Below are 14,423 nucleotides of genomic sequence, written 5' to 3'. Positions count from 1 at the left end.
AACCGCCCCACGCCCGCCATAACCTACAGGAGTTGACCATGCAGAAGGTTGTGATCGAAGAGAAGTTCGCCCTGTTCCAGGAGCATTGGCGGCCAAAGGTGGTTGCGGAGCTCAACGGTCAGGAGGTCAAGCTGGTCAAGGTCTCCGGGACGTTCCCATGGCATCGGCATGAGCATGAGGACGAGATGTTTCTCGTCTGGAAGGGCCGCTTTCGCATCGAGTTTCGCGATCGCATCGTCGAGATGGGACCCGGCGAGTTTGTGGTCGTGCCCCATGGTGTCGAGCACCGGACAGCCGCCGACGAGGAGGCCGAGATCCTGATCTTTGAACCCGCGGCCGTTCGGAACACGGGCGATGTTCTTGACGATCGTTTCACCGCTCCGGACGGCGCGACGGTCTGACCGACTGCTGGACACCGAGACTCCCTATGGCCATCCACGATCGCGGTCGAGAGACTAGCATGACGCTGACCACGCTGATCCGTCCTCAGACGTCGGCGTCGCCCAAGATCGGTCCCATCAAACCAGGGTGATCACGATCTTGCCGAAGGCACCACGATCGAGATGGTCGAGCGCTGCAGGGAGTTCAGCGAGCGGGTAGACCGTATCGACGGCCGGCTTCAGCTGGATCCGGTCGATCTCGGCCACGAAATCCTCCAGGGCGCGGCGATGGCCGACGTTGATCCCCTGGATCACGGGAGACTTGGTGATCAGCAGTCCGGACGAGCCGGAGAAGTCGAAGCCGTCGAGGACGCCGATCAGGGATATCCGCCCCTGGACGGCAACGGCCTCCAGCGAGCGGTTCAGATGAGCGCCGCCCACCAGTTCGAGGATGTGATCCGCCCCGGCATCGTCGGTGAAGGTGCGGACAGCCTCCACCCAGTCTTCATCGTGACGATTGACGCCGAGATCGGCGCCCAGGGCGACGGCGCGGGCGAGTTTCTCATCGTCGCCGGACGAGATGACGACCCGGGCTCCACGGGACCTGGCGATCTGTAACGCCAAAAGAGACACGCCCCCGGTTCCTTGCAACGCCACCGTCTGTCCGGACTGGAGATCACCGCGCTCGACCAGGGCGAACCAGGCCGTCAGGCCGGCGCATGGCAGGGTGCTCGATTGGACAAAGTCGAGGGTTTCGGGCGATCGGACGAACCAGTCCTGAGGGAAGGCGACATATTGCGACAGCACGCCCGGCCAGGCCCCGCCCAGGGTCTTGTACGGCGGATGGCGCGCATCGCCGGCGGGCCGGCCGTCCAACCATCCGGGGGTGAAAGTGGAAATGACCCGATCGCCGACCGCGAACCGATCGGCGCCCTCGCCCATCCCGACCACTTCACCGGCCAGATCGGACCCCGGTGTGAAGGGAAAGGCGAGAGGCAACCCCATTCCCGTCTCGATCACCAGCTTGTCGCGATAGTTGAGCGAGACGGCATGGACGCGCACCAGCACCTCGCCCGCACGCGCCTTGGGGATAGCGACCTCGGTCAGGGCCAGATGCTCCCGTCCGATCGCCGACATCTCCCAGCGCTTCATGGTTTCAGCCATCGTCTATCCTTCCAGGTGTTGTGTGTTTGTCTGAGCCGCCCCCACAACTGGGCAGCGACGTCCTCAGCCGCTTCAATCCAGAAAGGCCGGAAAGACCGGCATGGCGGCGAAGTCCTCAGGCGCGTGCTGAACCACCACCCGCGCGTGGAGGAAGGCGGCCAGGCCGGCGAAACGATCGATCGAGGCCAGGGTATCGGCGCGATCGACGTTCACCGTCGGCACCCGGGACTGCTCGTAGTTCTCGCGCGTATGGAAGAGGTCTCCGGACAGGAGGACCGGCCCGGATTTTGGAAGCTTGACGAGCAGGATGCGATGGCCGGGCGTGTGGCCCGGCGCACGCAGAATCATGACCTGGCCATCTCCGAAGACGTCATGATCGCCGTCCAGAAACCGCAGCTTGTCCTTGGGGATTTGCGCCACCAGGGCCGCATCGACGCCGAGCGGCGCGGGCGCCGCCGCACCCCAGCGCAGTTCTTCGGCGGGCAGCAGCCAGGTCGAGGCGGGGAACAGGCCGATATTGCCGCTGTGATCGGCATGCAGATGCGACAGGGCGACGTAGTCGATGTCTCGCGGCACCAGGCCGAGGTCGGCGAGTTGGGACGTCAGGGTGCGGCGCACCGTCCAACGACCGCCTAGCTGATCCTTGCCCTCTGGAAGAGCCGCCAGATCGTCGCCCAGACCCGTATCCCACAACAACCAGTCGTCGCCGTGCCGGATCAGATAGCAGGGCACGGCCATGACGCCGGGTTCACCGGCATGTTCCCCGGTGTCGGAGAACATAGCCATGTCCTGAAGCTCCAATGTGCCGCAGTCGAGGGTGTAGAGCTGGAGAGGATCCGCGGGTTCGGCATGCGCCGTTCCGGCCAGGATTGCGGTGATGGCGAACAGGCTGGCGGCGAGGCGCATGGGGGAGGTCCTTATGATTGATCTTCCTAGATCGGTCAGACCGGGCCCCAGACAAACTGCTCATCACCGCACCTCAGATGTGCAATCTTGCACCGATGTTGAACTGGGATGATCTGAGGATTTTCGTCGCTGTGGCCGATACAGGCTCGCTGACAGCCGCGTCGCGCCGACTGGGTGTCGATCACGCGACGGTCGGTCGACGTCTGGCCAGTCTGGAGGCAGAACTGGGCGTCCGGCTGGTCGATCGATTGCCGAAAGGCACGCCGTTGACCGACGTCGGCGCGGAGTTTGCCGAACTGGCACGAAGCATGGCCGACGCGGCAGAGCGATTGCAACGCCGCGCCCGCGACGCCTCGACCTCCCTGAGCGGGACGGTGACCATCAGCGCACCGCCGGTACTCGCGTCGCATTTCATTGCCGGGAGCCTGGGGTCGTTGCGGGAACGCTACCCCGGTCTGGCGGTGTCCCTGTCCGGCGACGTCGGCCTGGTTTCGCTGGAACAGCGTCAGGCGGACATCGCCGTGCGTCTGGTTCGCCCCGACCATCTGTCCCATATCGCCCGGGCGATCGGCGCGGTGCATCTGGGTCTTTATGCGGCGCCACTGATGGCCGCCATGCCGCCGACCGACTGGACCTTCATCGGCTACGACGCCGCCCTGGCTCATGTTCCGCACCATCACTGGTTCGAGCGCTACGCGGGCGATCGAGCGGTCGTGATGCGCTCCAGCGACGTCAACAGCCAGATTGCCGCGGCCCGCTCTGGCCTGGGCGTCGCCATGCTGCCCCGGTTCATGGCCGCCCCGGATCCGGAGCTCGTCCCGGTCGATCCGGACGCCACCCCGCCGGTCCGCACGATCTGGCTGGTGACCCATGCCGATATCCGCAAGTCGCCCGCCGTCCGCGCGGTGGCGGACCACCTGATCACCCTCTTTGCCAAGGCGCCGGCATTTGCTCCCGATTGAGCTCGCTCCCGGCCCGTCGGACCTCTCTGATCGATCGGGTGCTTGCCGCCCTCAAAGAGGCCAAGCCCCCGCTCCGCGCAGTCTGCCGTCCAGCGTGCGAGGCATGCCGCACGGCATGTGGTCTGGCTCCAAGGCGCTGGAATAGCCCCAACACGCTGCGTTCGTTATGACGGAGATCGGCGGCGCCTGTCCTGTCGCGTGAGCACATACCCATGACGTCAAATCTGACCATCGGGCCCCGGCAACTCAAGGGAGCCAAGGCGTTCGTCGCCGTCGCCACAACGGGCAGTTTTCGTACGGCTGCGGATCGTCTTGGCCTCTCCGTATCAGCTGTCAGCCAGGCCGTGCGGGAACTCGAAGCGGACCTCAAGGTCGCCCTCCTGACCCGTACGACGCGAAGCACGGCCCTGACGACAGCCGGACGCTCGTTTCTGAGTGAGGTCGAACCCGTGCTGAAGGGTCTTTCCGAAGCTTTTGCGGCTGTTCAGGTGAATGCCGGAGCCGCTCAACGCCTCGCCTTCACCACGCCCTCGGTTCTCGCGCCGTTGTTGATCGACGCCGTCGTAGGTCCGTTCTGCGCCGAACACCCTGACGTCGAGATCGAGTTAAGCGCCAACGACCGGATGGTCGATGTCGTTCGCGACGGTTTCGACGGCGGGTTCCGCCTGGGCGAACTCGTCGCGCTCGACATGGTCGCCGTTCGGCTTTCGCCGCCTTTCCCGTTCGCCGTGGTGGCGTCGCCAGCCTACCTTGCTCGTCATGGGACGCCCGTCCACCCCAGGGACCTCGCAGACCACCGTTGCATCCGGGTGCGCTCCGCGTCGTCAGGCGAGATTTATCGTTGGGAGTTCGTGCAGGGGGACCGCCCTCTGTCAGTGTCTGTCTCCGGCGGCATGGTCGTCGATATGACCGAGGCCAATCTGGCCGCCGCACGGGCAGGTCTCGGGCTGGCCTATAGCGCGGCACCGCTCGTCGCGGCCGCGATCGGCAGAGGGGAGCTCATCTCTCTACTGGAAGATTCAATGCCCTCGAGCGACGGGGTCCATCTCTACTATCCTCGTCATCGTCAAGGATCACCGACCCTCAAGGCCTTCGCCGGCTTTGCTCGAAACCGGTTCAAGCTTACCGATGCGGTGGCCTCATCCTGAGCCGGATCCCGATGCCGATCAGGTCACAAAAGTGCCGCTTGAACCTGCCAGCCGTCGAGGATGATGGTGTGTCCTTCGATAGATGAAACTGGCATCGGAGAAACGTTCGTGGACTATGACAGTGCGCTCAAATCATTACTGGCGTGGGCGGACCGAACGGAGACAGTGCGCTGTGTTGTGCTCACGGGTTCGGCCGCATCCGCGACTGCCCATCCGCTTTCCGATCGCGATCTGGAAATTCATGTACGCGATATCGAAACGCTTGAACGGGATGATTCCTGGTGGAGTCGGCTGGGTGACGTACTCGCCGTCGAGCGGCTGGAAAACGGCGACAACCAGCCAACGCGCCTCGTGTACTACGTTGGCGGCAAGCTTGATTTTACCTTGGTCGATACGCGCGGCGAACGCGGCGTCTACGATCGACCGTATGAGGTTTTGCTCGACAAGGATGGTGACGCTGCGGACTTCCGAACTGATGCGCCATCTCATGTGCCGGTCGATCAAGATGCTTTCGACGAATGTTTGAACTGGGGCTATGCATCAGCCTTCATGATCGCAAAAGCCATCGTCAGAGATGAACCGTGGACCGTCAAGGTTCGGGACAATGACCTCAAGACCGAGTTGCTACGGCTCATAGAGTGGGATCACGTCGCCCGTTACGGCGACAAAATCGACGTGAGGTATCTGGGGACCCGCATGCGAGGCTGGATGGACATCGACGTCCAGGAGCGACTTGACGCGTGCTGGGCGTCATTTGATCTTTCTGACAGTCGTGAAGCGCTTCTCGCCACCCTGGATCTCTTCAGGGACGTGGCGGTCCGGACCGCCGCCGTGGCTGCATTGAAAGATTTCAGCCACGAAGCGATGCAAACCGAAGTCAGAAACATCCTGAGCATGGCGGCAAATGCTGAAATTCGGCCTCCTGTGTCATAGCCCGAGTGCTTTGAGCCAGTGAGTCATCGCGACCTTTCGGAATGGCATTTTCGCCTCTCCTCGCACCGTGACATCCGATCACCACTTCGGGCTCCCCCAAAAGCACCTCCGCTCCAGTCAGCTCACAAGGATCTGACTACAGCGCCGAGGTCATCCCGCCGTCCACCAGCACAGCCGAGCCGTTGAGATAGGACATTTCGTCGGACGACAGCCACAGTGCGGCTCGCGCCATCTCGTCGGCCGTCGCCATTCGCTCCAGGCCCGGGACGTTCTGACGACCCCAAGCCTTTGCGGCGATCGCCCATGCCGGATCCGGCAGATCGGCAGCTCCGCCAAGATCGCGCACCATCGGCGTATCGACGGTTTCGGGACACAGGGCGTTCACCCGGATACCTCGCGCGCCATATTCCAGCGCCGCCACCTGCATCAGTCCCAAAAGCCCCCTCTTGCTGGCCGAGTAGGCTGCGCTGCCGGGGCGCGTCGCCACGCTCTGGACCGAAGAGGTGATCAGGATCACGCCCGAGCCCTGGTCGAGCATCAACGGTATCTGTTCGCGCAGGCAGAGGAAGACGCCGCGCACATTGGTGTCCATCACGTTCTCATAGTCCGCCACAGAGGTCTCATGCAGCGGTCGCCCGACGGAGACGCCGGCGTTGTTGAACGCCACGTCCAATCGACCGTGACGGCGCTTCACCTCCGCGACCAGGGCCTTGATAGAAGCGTCTTGTCGGACGTCCGCCCAGACGTAGGCGGCGTCCCCGCCGCGTGACCGCACAAGCGCCTCGACCTCTGCTCCCAGCGGACGTCTGCGGCCGCAGAAGACGACCTTGGCGCCTTCGTCCGCGAAGGCGATCACCGAGGCCCGCCCTATCCCGGACGTGCCACCCGTGATCAGCACGACCTTGCCCTTGAACCGCTTCGGTCCCTCGATCCGAGGTGGCGGCACTGCGTTTGCGTCATGGGCGACAGCCGCCCCCGCTGCGGCTCCGACCAGGCCGGCGACCGTTCCGACCGCAAGGCCGCCCAAAAGCCGCCTGCGATCCTTTCGAGCCTCTTCGTTCGTCATGTCCGCCTCCTGTACGTGGCTGACCTAGACGCTCATGCGATCTGAAAAACCTGCCTTTGGCTGAATGCCCTGTGAAGCCGGGCTTCACGCCACGGCGACCGCCCGGCGGCGCTTCAAACTTGTGGGCTTAGACTGGATGACGCCAACCGAAGCTTGAGGCTGGCTAGGGGGAAGCGGCATTGCTGTCTAAACCGCTCCGTTCGAATCCCGGACGCTCCGCCAGCCCCGCGGATTCTACGCCATGGTGCGATGTTCTGCGCGATGGCTAAGCCCCCTCGATAACGCCATTAATGCAAAGTAAGCGCGGCCCATATGAAGAAGCCGCCGCCTCAGCTTGCGACAGCCTTTTGACTGCTTCGCCGGTCGAGATGTTGGAGGGTGACCGCCGAAACGACGGTGGCAATTGAAACGACGGCTAGGACCGTGAATGCCCATGCGTGACTGGCGCGGTCGCTCCCGCCACCAGCCTGCGCCAGCACCACGACGACCACGATCGCGCCTATAGCGCCACCTATTCGTTGGGCGATATTGACCAGCGTCGATGCGTCCCCGACCTCCTCCGTCGTGACTGAGGCATAGGCTGCGGTCATTGCAGGCATTTGCGCGAGGGCTATGCCCACGCCGCGCGCGACGAAAACAGCCGCCAGTGCAATCGTAGAAAGAACCCCTGGAAGGAGGAAGGGGATCGTGGTCAGCACCAACAAAATCGATCCCGTGATCGCGACAGGCCCGGCACCAAACCGATCGGTCATCTTGCCGCCGGTGTAGAGCGCTGCTGCGCTGCCCAACCCCATGGCAAGGAGCATCACGCCGGCCTGTGAGGCGTCCATGCCGACGATAAGCAGCAGATACAGAGGCAGCAATAGAAGGCCACCGTACATATTCGCACCGGTGAGTCCGGCGGTTGCCGTCGCGGCCGCAAAGGTGCCGCGACGAAACAGGCTCAGGTCGATGAGTGGGTATTTCGTAGTTCTCGCCGCGAAGACGAACCAAGATACCATAACGCCACCTGCAACGAGCGCGACGATCGTCGTAGGTGTGGCTTCCTCAGAACCGACTTCCGCGGTCCCGTAAAGCAACAGCGGCAACCCCAGGCCAAGCAGCAAAAGCCCAAGTCGATCCAATGGACGTTCATGATCCTTGACACCGCTGGGCACCAGACCCCGTGCGGCAACAAGCGCGGCAAGCCCGATGGGGACGTTGATCCAGAACAGCCATCGCCAGGAACTCACGTCCAGCACAACTCCGCCGAACGCCGGGCCCACCGCGGGTCCAAGACTGATCACCAAACCAAGGGCTCCCATAAGTCTGCCAAGCTGTTTGGGTCCCGCAACCGCGCCGATCACCGCTTGTCCCATTGGGATCATCAATCCGGCTGCGAGTCCCTGTACGAAGCGCGCGCCGATGAGCGTCCATGGCTCCGGCGCAAGAGCGCAAAGCGCGGAAGCGACGGTGAATATCATCAGCGAGCCGGTCCAGACGCGCCCATATCCCAGTCGGTTTCCAAGCCAACTGGCGGCGGGCAACGAGACGGCTAGGGCGATAAGGTACGCCGTGGCGATCCATTGCATGAGCGGGAGGGTCGATCCGAAGGCGGCGCGGATGGGTTCGATCGCAAGATTGGCGACGGTCGAGTCAAGCATCGCCATGAATGCGCCTGCGCCGGTCACAGCGGCGATGCCCCATATCCGTGCCGGAATATCCGGCAGTGGTTCGCCGGGGGGCTCTGCGTCTTTCATGGTCATAGAACCTCGATGTTAGATGCCGTGCCTCCCACCATGGGATCAGCATTCGTTTCCTGGCGTCCCCAAACGCCATTATGATACATGTGTATCACAATGGCCAATAAAGCGGGGCGGGGAAGCCGATGCCGAAGATTGTCGATCATATTGAACGTCGCGCGGTGATCGCCGACGGGCTCGTACGTGTCGCAGGGTGCCGCGGCCTTCACGCTGTCACGATGCGGTCGGTGGCTGCTGAGGCGGGTGTGTCGCTGCGGCTCGTGCAATACTATTTCGAGACCAAGGCCCAACTGATGCATGCGGCGCTCCAGCGTCTCGAAGAACAAAGCAACGCCCGATGGTCGGCCCGACTTGCTGAATCAAAATCACCACAGTCTGTGCGTTCGATCCTGGACGCCTTGCTTACTGAAGCACTGCCGATGGATGAGCGTCGTAAGACATTCCACCTCGTGTGGACCTCATATGCGGTGCTGGCGATGACCGAGCCCGAACTGGCCGAACAGCCGTTCGTCGAGGGTCCAAATCGCCTGGAGCTGCAGCTCGCAAACTTGCTGAAGCAGGGACAGGCGAACGGCGAGCTGCCGCACGAGCTAGACAACGCCTTCGAGGCCGCCCGCCTGCTCGCAATAAATCACGGCCTTGGAACAAGCGTGCTGGTCGGCCAACGAACAGCCGAATCGGCTTTGAGCTTAATGCAGCGCCATCTGGATCAGATGTTCGGTTGAGCGGCTGTTGCCAACGTAGGACGGCATCAAGGATGTCGAGCATATGGTGATGGCTCCGATGATCTTCCCCCGTAAAAGTGGACGGGGTTAAGCCGCTTTGCGCTCGGCCTCAGCGGGGCTGATATAGCCCAGTGCTGAGTGCAGGCGATGGGGATTGTAGAAGCCCTCGATGTATCCGAACAGGTCTCGCCGCGCCTGGTCTCGGGTGGCGTAGACGCGGTGATGAACGCGTTCGGTCTTGAGGGTGTGGAAGAAGCTCTCCATCGGGGCATTGTCCCAGCAGTCGCCCTTTCGGCTCATCGACGGGGTGATGCCGGATCGGGCCAGGGCTGATCGATAGGCTTCGGCTGCGTATTGGATGCCCCGGTCCGAATGATGGATCAGGCCGGGCGCGGGGCGCTGACGTTCGACGGCCATGTTGAGGGCGTCGAGGGCGATCTCGGTGTGCAGGGTCTGGCGCATGGACCAGCCCACGATCTTGCGGGTGTGCAGGTCGAGGATGGCGGCGAGATAGAGCCAGCCTTCGCCGGTCGGGATGTAGGTGAGGTCGGCGAGCCAGACCTGGTTGGGCGCCGCCGCCTCGAAGTTCCGGGCCAGCCTGTTGGGCGCGATGGGATAACCGTGGCGGCTGTTCGTCGTCCGGGCGCGACGCGGCAAGGCCGCCAAGCCCCGCAGGCCGGCGCGGCGCATCAGCCGCTCCACGCGGGATCGACCGACCCGACGCCCATGCCGCCGCAGGGTGGCGTGAACGCGCGGCGAGCCGTAACAGCCGCTGCTCTCCGCATGGATCAGCCGGATATCCTCGGTCAGCTCGCGATTGGCGACAGACCGCTGGCTCTCGGGGCGACCGCGCCAGGCGTAGTAACCGCTGGCCGACAAGCCCAGGACCGCGCACATCACGCGAACCGGCCAGACCTGACGATGCTCATCGACGAACCCGAACTTCATCGGGAGGCCGCTCCGAAGATGAGCGCGGCTTTTTTTAGGATGTCCCGCTCCATCCGCAGCTGACCGTTCTCTCGCCGCAACCGGGCCACCTCCGCCGCCAGATCCGACGGCGACGGGGACGACGCCTGCGTTGTGGGGCGCCGCGACGCCCCCGTCGCCTGCACCCCGAACTGCGTCATCCATCGACGAAGCACCGTCTCGTGCAGCCCAAGCTCGCGGGCCACCGCCCCGACGCTCAGGCCGCCGTTGGCGACGCGGTCAACGGCCTCGCGCTTGAAAGAATCCGGAAAGTTCCGGCGTTGAACACTCATCAGACACTCCTCTCCAGCTCCGAAAAGCTAGCATGGGTGTCCACCAAACCGAGGGAGGATCACCGAACCCCGCTAAGCAAGTGGCGGCCGTATGGAGTGCCCGCGGCGTTAAAAGGCTATAGTGCAGACATCGCGCCCGCTCGGCGATCATCCGGAACGATGGCAAGCGTCTGAATCAAAGAAGCCCTGGGAATGCGCAAACCTAAGCCTGTGGTCGAGCGTCGGACCGCAGCAGGCGCCAAATGGCAATCTCGCGGGGCGCGGCAAGAACGTCGTCCAACGCTGCGTGCCATTCGCGCCTATAGGGCCTCTGCAATTGAACATTCAGCACGTCGCTGCGATCGATCCAGGTCTCATGAAGCTGGAACACGTCTGACCGGTCGGGATCGACGTGCAGAGCCGCGTGGACAAACGTCGCCTCGTCGCGCATCGCGTCTAGTACAGGGCCGAGCAATGCGTGAAAGCGGGCGACCTGATCCACTTTCACGTGAAAGGTGATGACGTAGGTTTCGGGCATCGATGGTCTCCTTGCCAGGTCAGGCCAATACGACCGTCACCAGCGCTTCGGCGATCGGACGCTGCGCATCGCACGCGATCTCGACCCGCACGACATGCTGTCGGGTGCCGCTGCGCAGGGTGCGTGCGGTGGCGACGAGCGCGCAGCCGTTTGCGGGGGCGAGGTAGCTGATCGTGAGGCTGCTCGTTGCCCCGCCTTCGGGAGGCTCTCGCGCAGACGAGACCGCGGCCGCTACCGCCGCCACGTCCGCGAGCGTCGCGATGACCCCGCCATGGACCATCGATCCGGTGGTGACATTTGTCTCAGCGAAGGGGAGACGCAGGCGTACGAGGCCCGTCTCCACGCTTTCGAGGCCAAGCCCGATCGCGCGCGCGACCGGCGAGCCGAGCAGTCGCCCCGCGATAATCGCCTGTGCGGGCTCGATCGCGCTCATCCGAGCACCCGTCGCGCAATGTCGGCGGCCAGCCGGCGAGCGTCGGTCACCATCACGCCGTGCGCGATGCCCTCGTATACGACGAGTTCGGCGTCCGGAATTGTCGCGGCATATCGACGACCGCTGACGTCGAGCGGCGCCGAAGCGTCGCGGTCGCCGTGGATGATCGTAACGGGCAGGTCGAGCGCCGCGGCGTCCGCCGTCAGATCCGTCTCGGCGATCGTGCGTTGGAACGCCACGATCGCCCTGCGCGAACAGTCCAGGACCATCCCTGACATCCAGTCCTTCACGCGCGGCGGGGCACCGGGGGCGAAGGGATCGATGTTGGCGCCGATCCACCCGGACAGGTCAGTGGTCAGTTGCGCGCAGAGCAGGTCCACTATCTCGGCCGTGACCCCGGCTTCGCCGATGACGCGAGGGCCGGTCGCACCGACCAGGATTAATCGACTGACCCGCGCCCGCCCGCGCCGAGTCAGATAGCGGATCGCCTCGCCTCCCGCGCCCGAATGCGCGACCAGCGTTGCGCCGGTGAGGTCGAGCGCGTCCAGCACTGCAGCAAGATCGTCGGCGAGCGCGTCGTAGTCGTAGCCGGGGCGGTCAGTCGATCGCCCGTGGCCGTTACGATCATAGGCGATCGGACGCAGTCCGACGGCGCTGAGATGAAGCATTGTCTCACCCCAGATGCGCCCGTCCATCGCCCAACCCGCCATCAGCACGACGGGAGGCCCCTCGCCCCAGTCGCGGACGTAGAGCGCATGGCCGTCTCCACGCGGGACGAAGGCAGGGCTCACGCGACGTCCCCGTCGAGAAAACCGATGACTTCCGCGATGCGGCCGCCGTCTTCGATCCGCACGACATCGGTGCCATGCGCGACCGGCGCGCCGCCCGCGGGCGTAAGCGTCCAAGAAAAGCGCACAAAGCTGCCGTGCCCGTCCGGCAAGCCGCGAAGCGTGAACGCGTGGCCAGGAAAACCCTCGCGTGCCTTCTCTATCATTGCCGCGATGCCATCATAACCTTCGCCTGCCATCATGGGGTCAGCGTAGCGCGCATCTGGATCCCAGCCGTCGGCCAGGCGGCGACGGCGTGAGGTGGCGTCGTCGTCGTTCCACAAGGCGAGATAATCGCGGGCCAGCGTTGTCGGATCGGTCATCGTTCGTCTCCTTGGATGTTGGCATCAAGGATGACGGCAGCGGACGTGGCATGCGATTACCTCGCAGGTAATGGCGCGGCGGCGACTTACAGCGCTAGAAGGAGGATATGGTCACGAGATCGGACACAGTTGGCCACCTTCTGCGCGACTGGCGAGGACGGCGCCGACTGAGCCAGTTCGATCTCGCCGGCGAGGCGAACGTGTCGACGCGCCACCTCAGCTTCGTCGAAAGCGGTCGTGCGGCGCCGAGCCGCGAACTGCTGATGCGCTTGGCCGACCCGCTGGCGCTGCCGCTGCGCGAGCGCAACCGCCTCTTACTTGCCGCAGGGTTCGCGCCGATCCACGACGAACGCGCGATCGATGCGCCCGATATGGCAGCAGCCCTAACGGCCGTGGAGGCCGTGCTGCACGGTCATTCGCCGTTTCCGGCGCTGGCGGTCGACCGCCATTGGAATTTGGTCCTGGCGAACGATGCGGCGAGCGCGCTCCTGGACGGCATCGATCCCGGGTTGCTCACCCCTCCGATCAACGTCCTGCGGGCCAGCCTGCATCCAAAAGGACTCGCGCCAGCGATCATCAACCTGGCCGAATGGCGCCATCATCTGCTCGCGCGCTTGCGCGACACTGCGGATCGCACCGCTGATCCTGTCCTGTTCGCCCTGCACGACGAACTTCGCGCCTTTCCGATCTCCGCAGGCCGGTGCCCGCCCTCGCCCACGCCCCCGATCGCTGTGCCACTGACACTCTGCGATCCGGTCACCAAACGCCGCCTGTCGTTCATTTCGACGACGACCGTGTTCGGAACAGCGACCGACGTGACGCTTGCCGAACTCACTTTGGAATGTTTCTACCCTGCCGACGAGACCACACGTCGGTCGATACTTGGCCGTGACGGCTAAGCGAGCCCCTCTTCCCAACGCTGGCTGCAGCGAGGCGGATCCACCGAGGCATGGCGGACGGACTACAGCTCCGTGCGTCCGCAAATCAGACCCGACGGAATGTCACCCGCCGAATTCACCACCCGCCCTCGCCAGGAGCATGACGAAACCAAGACTAGTTTATCTGCGGCCTGAAAACGGGGAGCCGGTCAGCCATATGCGAGCCCTGACTGGCTATCGAGGCTGACGCGTAAGCCGGACGTCGGGTCCAGTGCTTACCTCCCGAAAGAAAAAATATAGCGGCATCGCAAGTGACAGACCTACGAAAAAACCCGCCGGGATCACTAGCCACCAATATTTGACGCCATTGCGCATGGCGTCGCCCCAAGACCAGACCCAGAAAACAAGTATGGATATCAATACATCCGATACGAAACCACTGGCTGCACCGTTGTTAAATAAATTACGAATAATTCCGGTTGCCTCAATGCCAGAGACGGCGAAATAGGATGCGAAAAACCCCCATGGCACAACCGTTCCCACTACGGCAGCCGCAAGATAGAACGAGCGCAGCATCATCGATCTGGTCATAAGATTTGGTCCCCATATTGGTTTGAGGTGTTGCGACCGTCCCTGCAGACTGGATTGGAGACGCCCCTGTAGGGAAAAGTTACCAGGTCAATCCTCGAGCCTGGTCCTGCTTGAAGCGGGCAAGTGCGATCAATAGAGCAATTCCCCATAACACGAAGAGCGGTCCCCAAAGCAAAGCGTGACCGAGATGGGCCGACCGACTGTCGGGAGCGGTCGGCAAGACGTTGAGTAGTGCGGCTCCGCTGGCGGCGATGTTCGCCAACCCATAGAGCGTGATGCAGGCAGCACCAATCCAGCTTGTGGTCCGCCACGCCTTACGGCCCGCGAGGATACGGTACTCCGCCAGGAGCGGCACCCACGCAGCGCCCAGCTTTACCAGCATCGTCGCAGCCAACATCGCCATTATCCCGCCGCCGCGGCTGTCACCCGTTGTCGCGGCCCATTGCCCAACGCTCTCAAGCAAGAGGCTTCCCCCCATTAGCCAGTAGGCGCTCCAGCCGGCATGAAAACTGCCGGACACCGCCGCTGCCCAGAAGAAGGCACTGGATGATCTCGGCATGCGTATTCCT

Annotated in this window: 17 protein-coding genes; 6 read left to right on the top strand and 11 right to left on the bottom strand. The window is 63.7% G+C overall.

All coding sequences use genetic code 11. The features are described 5' to 3' along the window. Positions 1–38 precede the first annotated feature (38 nt). Positions 39–401 carry a cupin domain-containing protein gene (locus JX001_RS03120; RefSeq protein WP_205682257.1) on the top strand — a complete coding sequence of 121 codons (363 nt, stop codon included), beginning with the start codon at positions 39–41 and terminating at the stop codon, positions 399–401. A gap of 117 nt (positions 402–518) precedes the next feature. Here JX001_RS03120 and JX001_RS03115 read toward each other — a convergent pair whose 3' ends face one another. Both JX001_RS03115 and JX001_RS03110 read right to left on the bottom strand, forming a co-directional pair. Further along, the gene (locus JX001_RS03115) at positions 519–1,544 is read right to left on the bottom strand and encodes a zinc-dependent alcohol dehydrogenase family protein (protein ID WP_205682256.1); all 1,026 of its coding nucleotides are present in this window, start codon (positions 1,542–1,544) and stop codon (positions 519–521) included. Between the two features lie 72 nt (positions 1,545–1,616). Beyond that, positions 1,617–2,450 (bottom strand): N-acyl homoserine lactonase family protein, encoded by an 834-nt coding sequence (locus tag JX001_RS03110; protein ID WP_205682255.1) that lies wholly within the window; start codon positions 2,448–2,450, stop codon positions 1,617–1,619. Positions 2,451–2,467: 17 nt separating this feature from the next. Between JX001_RS03110 and JX001_RS03105 the strand changes: the two genes are divergently transcribed. From JX001_RS03105 to JX001_RS03095, 3 genes are all read left to right on the top strand, one after another. After that, positions 2,468–3,412, top strand: coding sequence for a LysR family transcriptional regulator (locus tag JX001_RS03105; protein WP_241004734.1), 945 nt, complete (start codon positions 2,468–2,470; stop codon positions 3,410–3,412). Positions 3,413–3,624: 212 nt separating this feature from the next. Next, positions 3,625–4,560, top strand: a complete 936-nt coding sequence (locus JX001_RS03100) for a LysR substrate-binding domain-containing protein (RefSeq protein ID WP_205682254.1) — start codon at positions 3,625–3,627, stop codon at positions 4,558–4,560. 108 nt (positions 4,561–4,668) lie between these two features. After that, positions 4,669–5,493 (top strand): aminoglycoside 6-adenylyltransferase, encoded by an 825-nt coding sequence (locus JX001_RS03095; protein WP_205682253.1) that lies wholly within the window; start codon positions 4,669–4,671, stop codon positions 5,491–5,493. A 136-nt stretch (positions 5,494–5,629) separates the two neighbouring features. On the opposite strand, the gene JX001_RS03090 is transcribed toward JX001_RS03095, so the two are convergent. Next, positions 5,630–6,559 carry an SDR family NAD(P)-dependent oxidoreductase gene (locus tag JX001_RS03090; protein WP_205682252.1) on the bottom strand — a complete coding sequence of 310 codons (930 nt, stop codon included), beginning with the start codon at positions 6,557–6,559 and terminating at the stop codon, positions 5,630–5,632. 329 nt (positions 6,560–6,888) lie between these two features. Further along, positions 6,889–8,304, bottom strand: coding sequence for a DHA2 family efflux MFS transporter permease subunit (locus JX001_RS03085; protein ID WP_205682251.1), 1,416 nt, complete (start codon positions 8,302–8,304; stop codon positions 6,889–6,891). A gap of 122 nt (positions 8,305–8,426) precedes the next feature. Here JX001_RS03085 and JX001_RS03080 point away from each other — a divergent pair, with 122 nt between their 5' ends. Continuing rightward, positions 8,427–9,026, top strand: coding sequence for a TetR/AcrR family transcriptional regulator (locus tag JX001_RS03080; protein ID WP_205682250.1), 600 nt, complete (start codon positions 8,427–8,429; stop codon positions 9,024–9,026). Between the two features lie 87 nt (positions 9,027–9,113). On the opposite strand, the gene JX001_RS03075 is transcribed toward JX001_RS03080, so the two are convergent. From JX001_RS03075 to JX001_RS03055, 5 genes are all read right to left on the bottom strand, one after another. Further along, positions 9,114–10,285 (bottom strand): IS3 family transposase gene (locus JX001_RS03075; protein ID WP_114150060.1). Its coding sequence is split into 2 segments (ribosomal slippage): positions 9,114–10,012 and positions 10,012–10,285, totalling 1,173 coding nucleotides; the frame shifts between segments, so codons are not numbered across the junction. Between the two features lie 202 nt (positions 10,286–10,487). Further along, positions 10,488–10,802 carry a putative quinol monooxygenase gene (locus JX001_RS03070; protein WP_205682249.1) on the bottom strand — a complete coding sequence of 105 codons (315 nt, stop codon included), beginning with the start codon at positions 10,800–10,802 and terminating at the stop codon, positions 10,488–10,490. A gap of 19 nt (positions 10,803–10,821) precedes the next feature. Beyond that, positions 10,822–11,235 carry a PaaI family thioesterase gene (locus JX001_RS03065; protein ID WP_205682248.1) on the bottom strand — a complete coding sequence of 138 codons (414 nt, stop codon included), beginning with the start codon at positions 11,233–11,235 and terminating at the stop codon, positions 10,822–10,824. Further along, complete coding sequence (locus JX001_RS03060; RefSeq protein WP_205682247.1) at positions 11,232–12,026, bottom strand: alpha/beta fold hydrolase; 795 nt, start codon at positions 12,024–12,026, stop codon at positions 11,232–11,234. Before JX001_RS03060 ends, JX001_RS03065 begins: the two co-directional genes overlap by 4 nt. Continuing rightward, positions 12,023–12,385 (bottom strand): nuclear transport factor 2 family protein, encoded by a 363-nt coding sequence (locus JX001_RS03055; protein WP_205682246.1) that lies wholly within the window; start codon positions 12,383–12,385, stop codon positions 12,023–12,025. Before JX001_RS03055 ends, JX001_RS03060 begins: the two co-directional genes overlap by 4 nt. 107 nt (positions 12,386–12,492) lie before the next feature. Here JX001_RS03055 and JX001_RS03050 point away from each other — a divergent pair, with 107 nt between their 5' ends. After that, the gene (locus JX001_RS03050) at positions 12,493–13,284 is read left to right on the top strand and encodes a helix-turn-helix domain-containing protein (RefSeq protein ID WP_205682245.1); all 792 of its coding nucleotides are present in this window, start codon (positions 12,493–12,495) and stop codon (positions 13,282–13,284) included. Positions 13,285–13,497: 213 nt separating this feature from the next. Here JX001_RS03050 and JX001_RS03045 read toward each other — a convergent pair whose 3' ends face one another. Beyond that, positions 13,498–13,854: a DUF2834 domain-containing protein gene (locus tag JX001_RS03045; RefSeq protein ID WP_205682244.1), complete on the bottom strand. Its 357-nt coding sequence runs from the start codon at positions 13,852–13,854 to the stop codon at positions 13,498–13,500. A gap of 79 nt (positions 13,855–13,933) precedes the next feature. Beyond that, positions 13,934–14,413, bottom strand: a complete 480-nt coding sequence (locus JX001_RS03040; protein ID WP_205682243.1) for a DUF3995 domain-containing protein — start codon at positions 14,411–14,413, stop codon at positions 13,934–13,936. Between the last annotated feature and the right edge of the window lie 10 nt (positions 14,414–14,423).

This window comes from Brevundimonas fontaquae, from assembly GCF_017086445.1.
GTDB lineage: Bacteria > Pseudomonadota > Alphaproteobacteria > Caulobacterales > Caulobacteraceae > Brevundimonas > Brevundimonas fontaquae.
The sequence above is the reverse complement of the archived record's forward strand: the minus strand, read 5'-3'. Positions and strand labels throughout refer to the sequence as shown.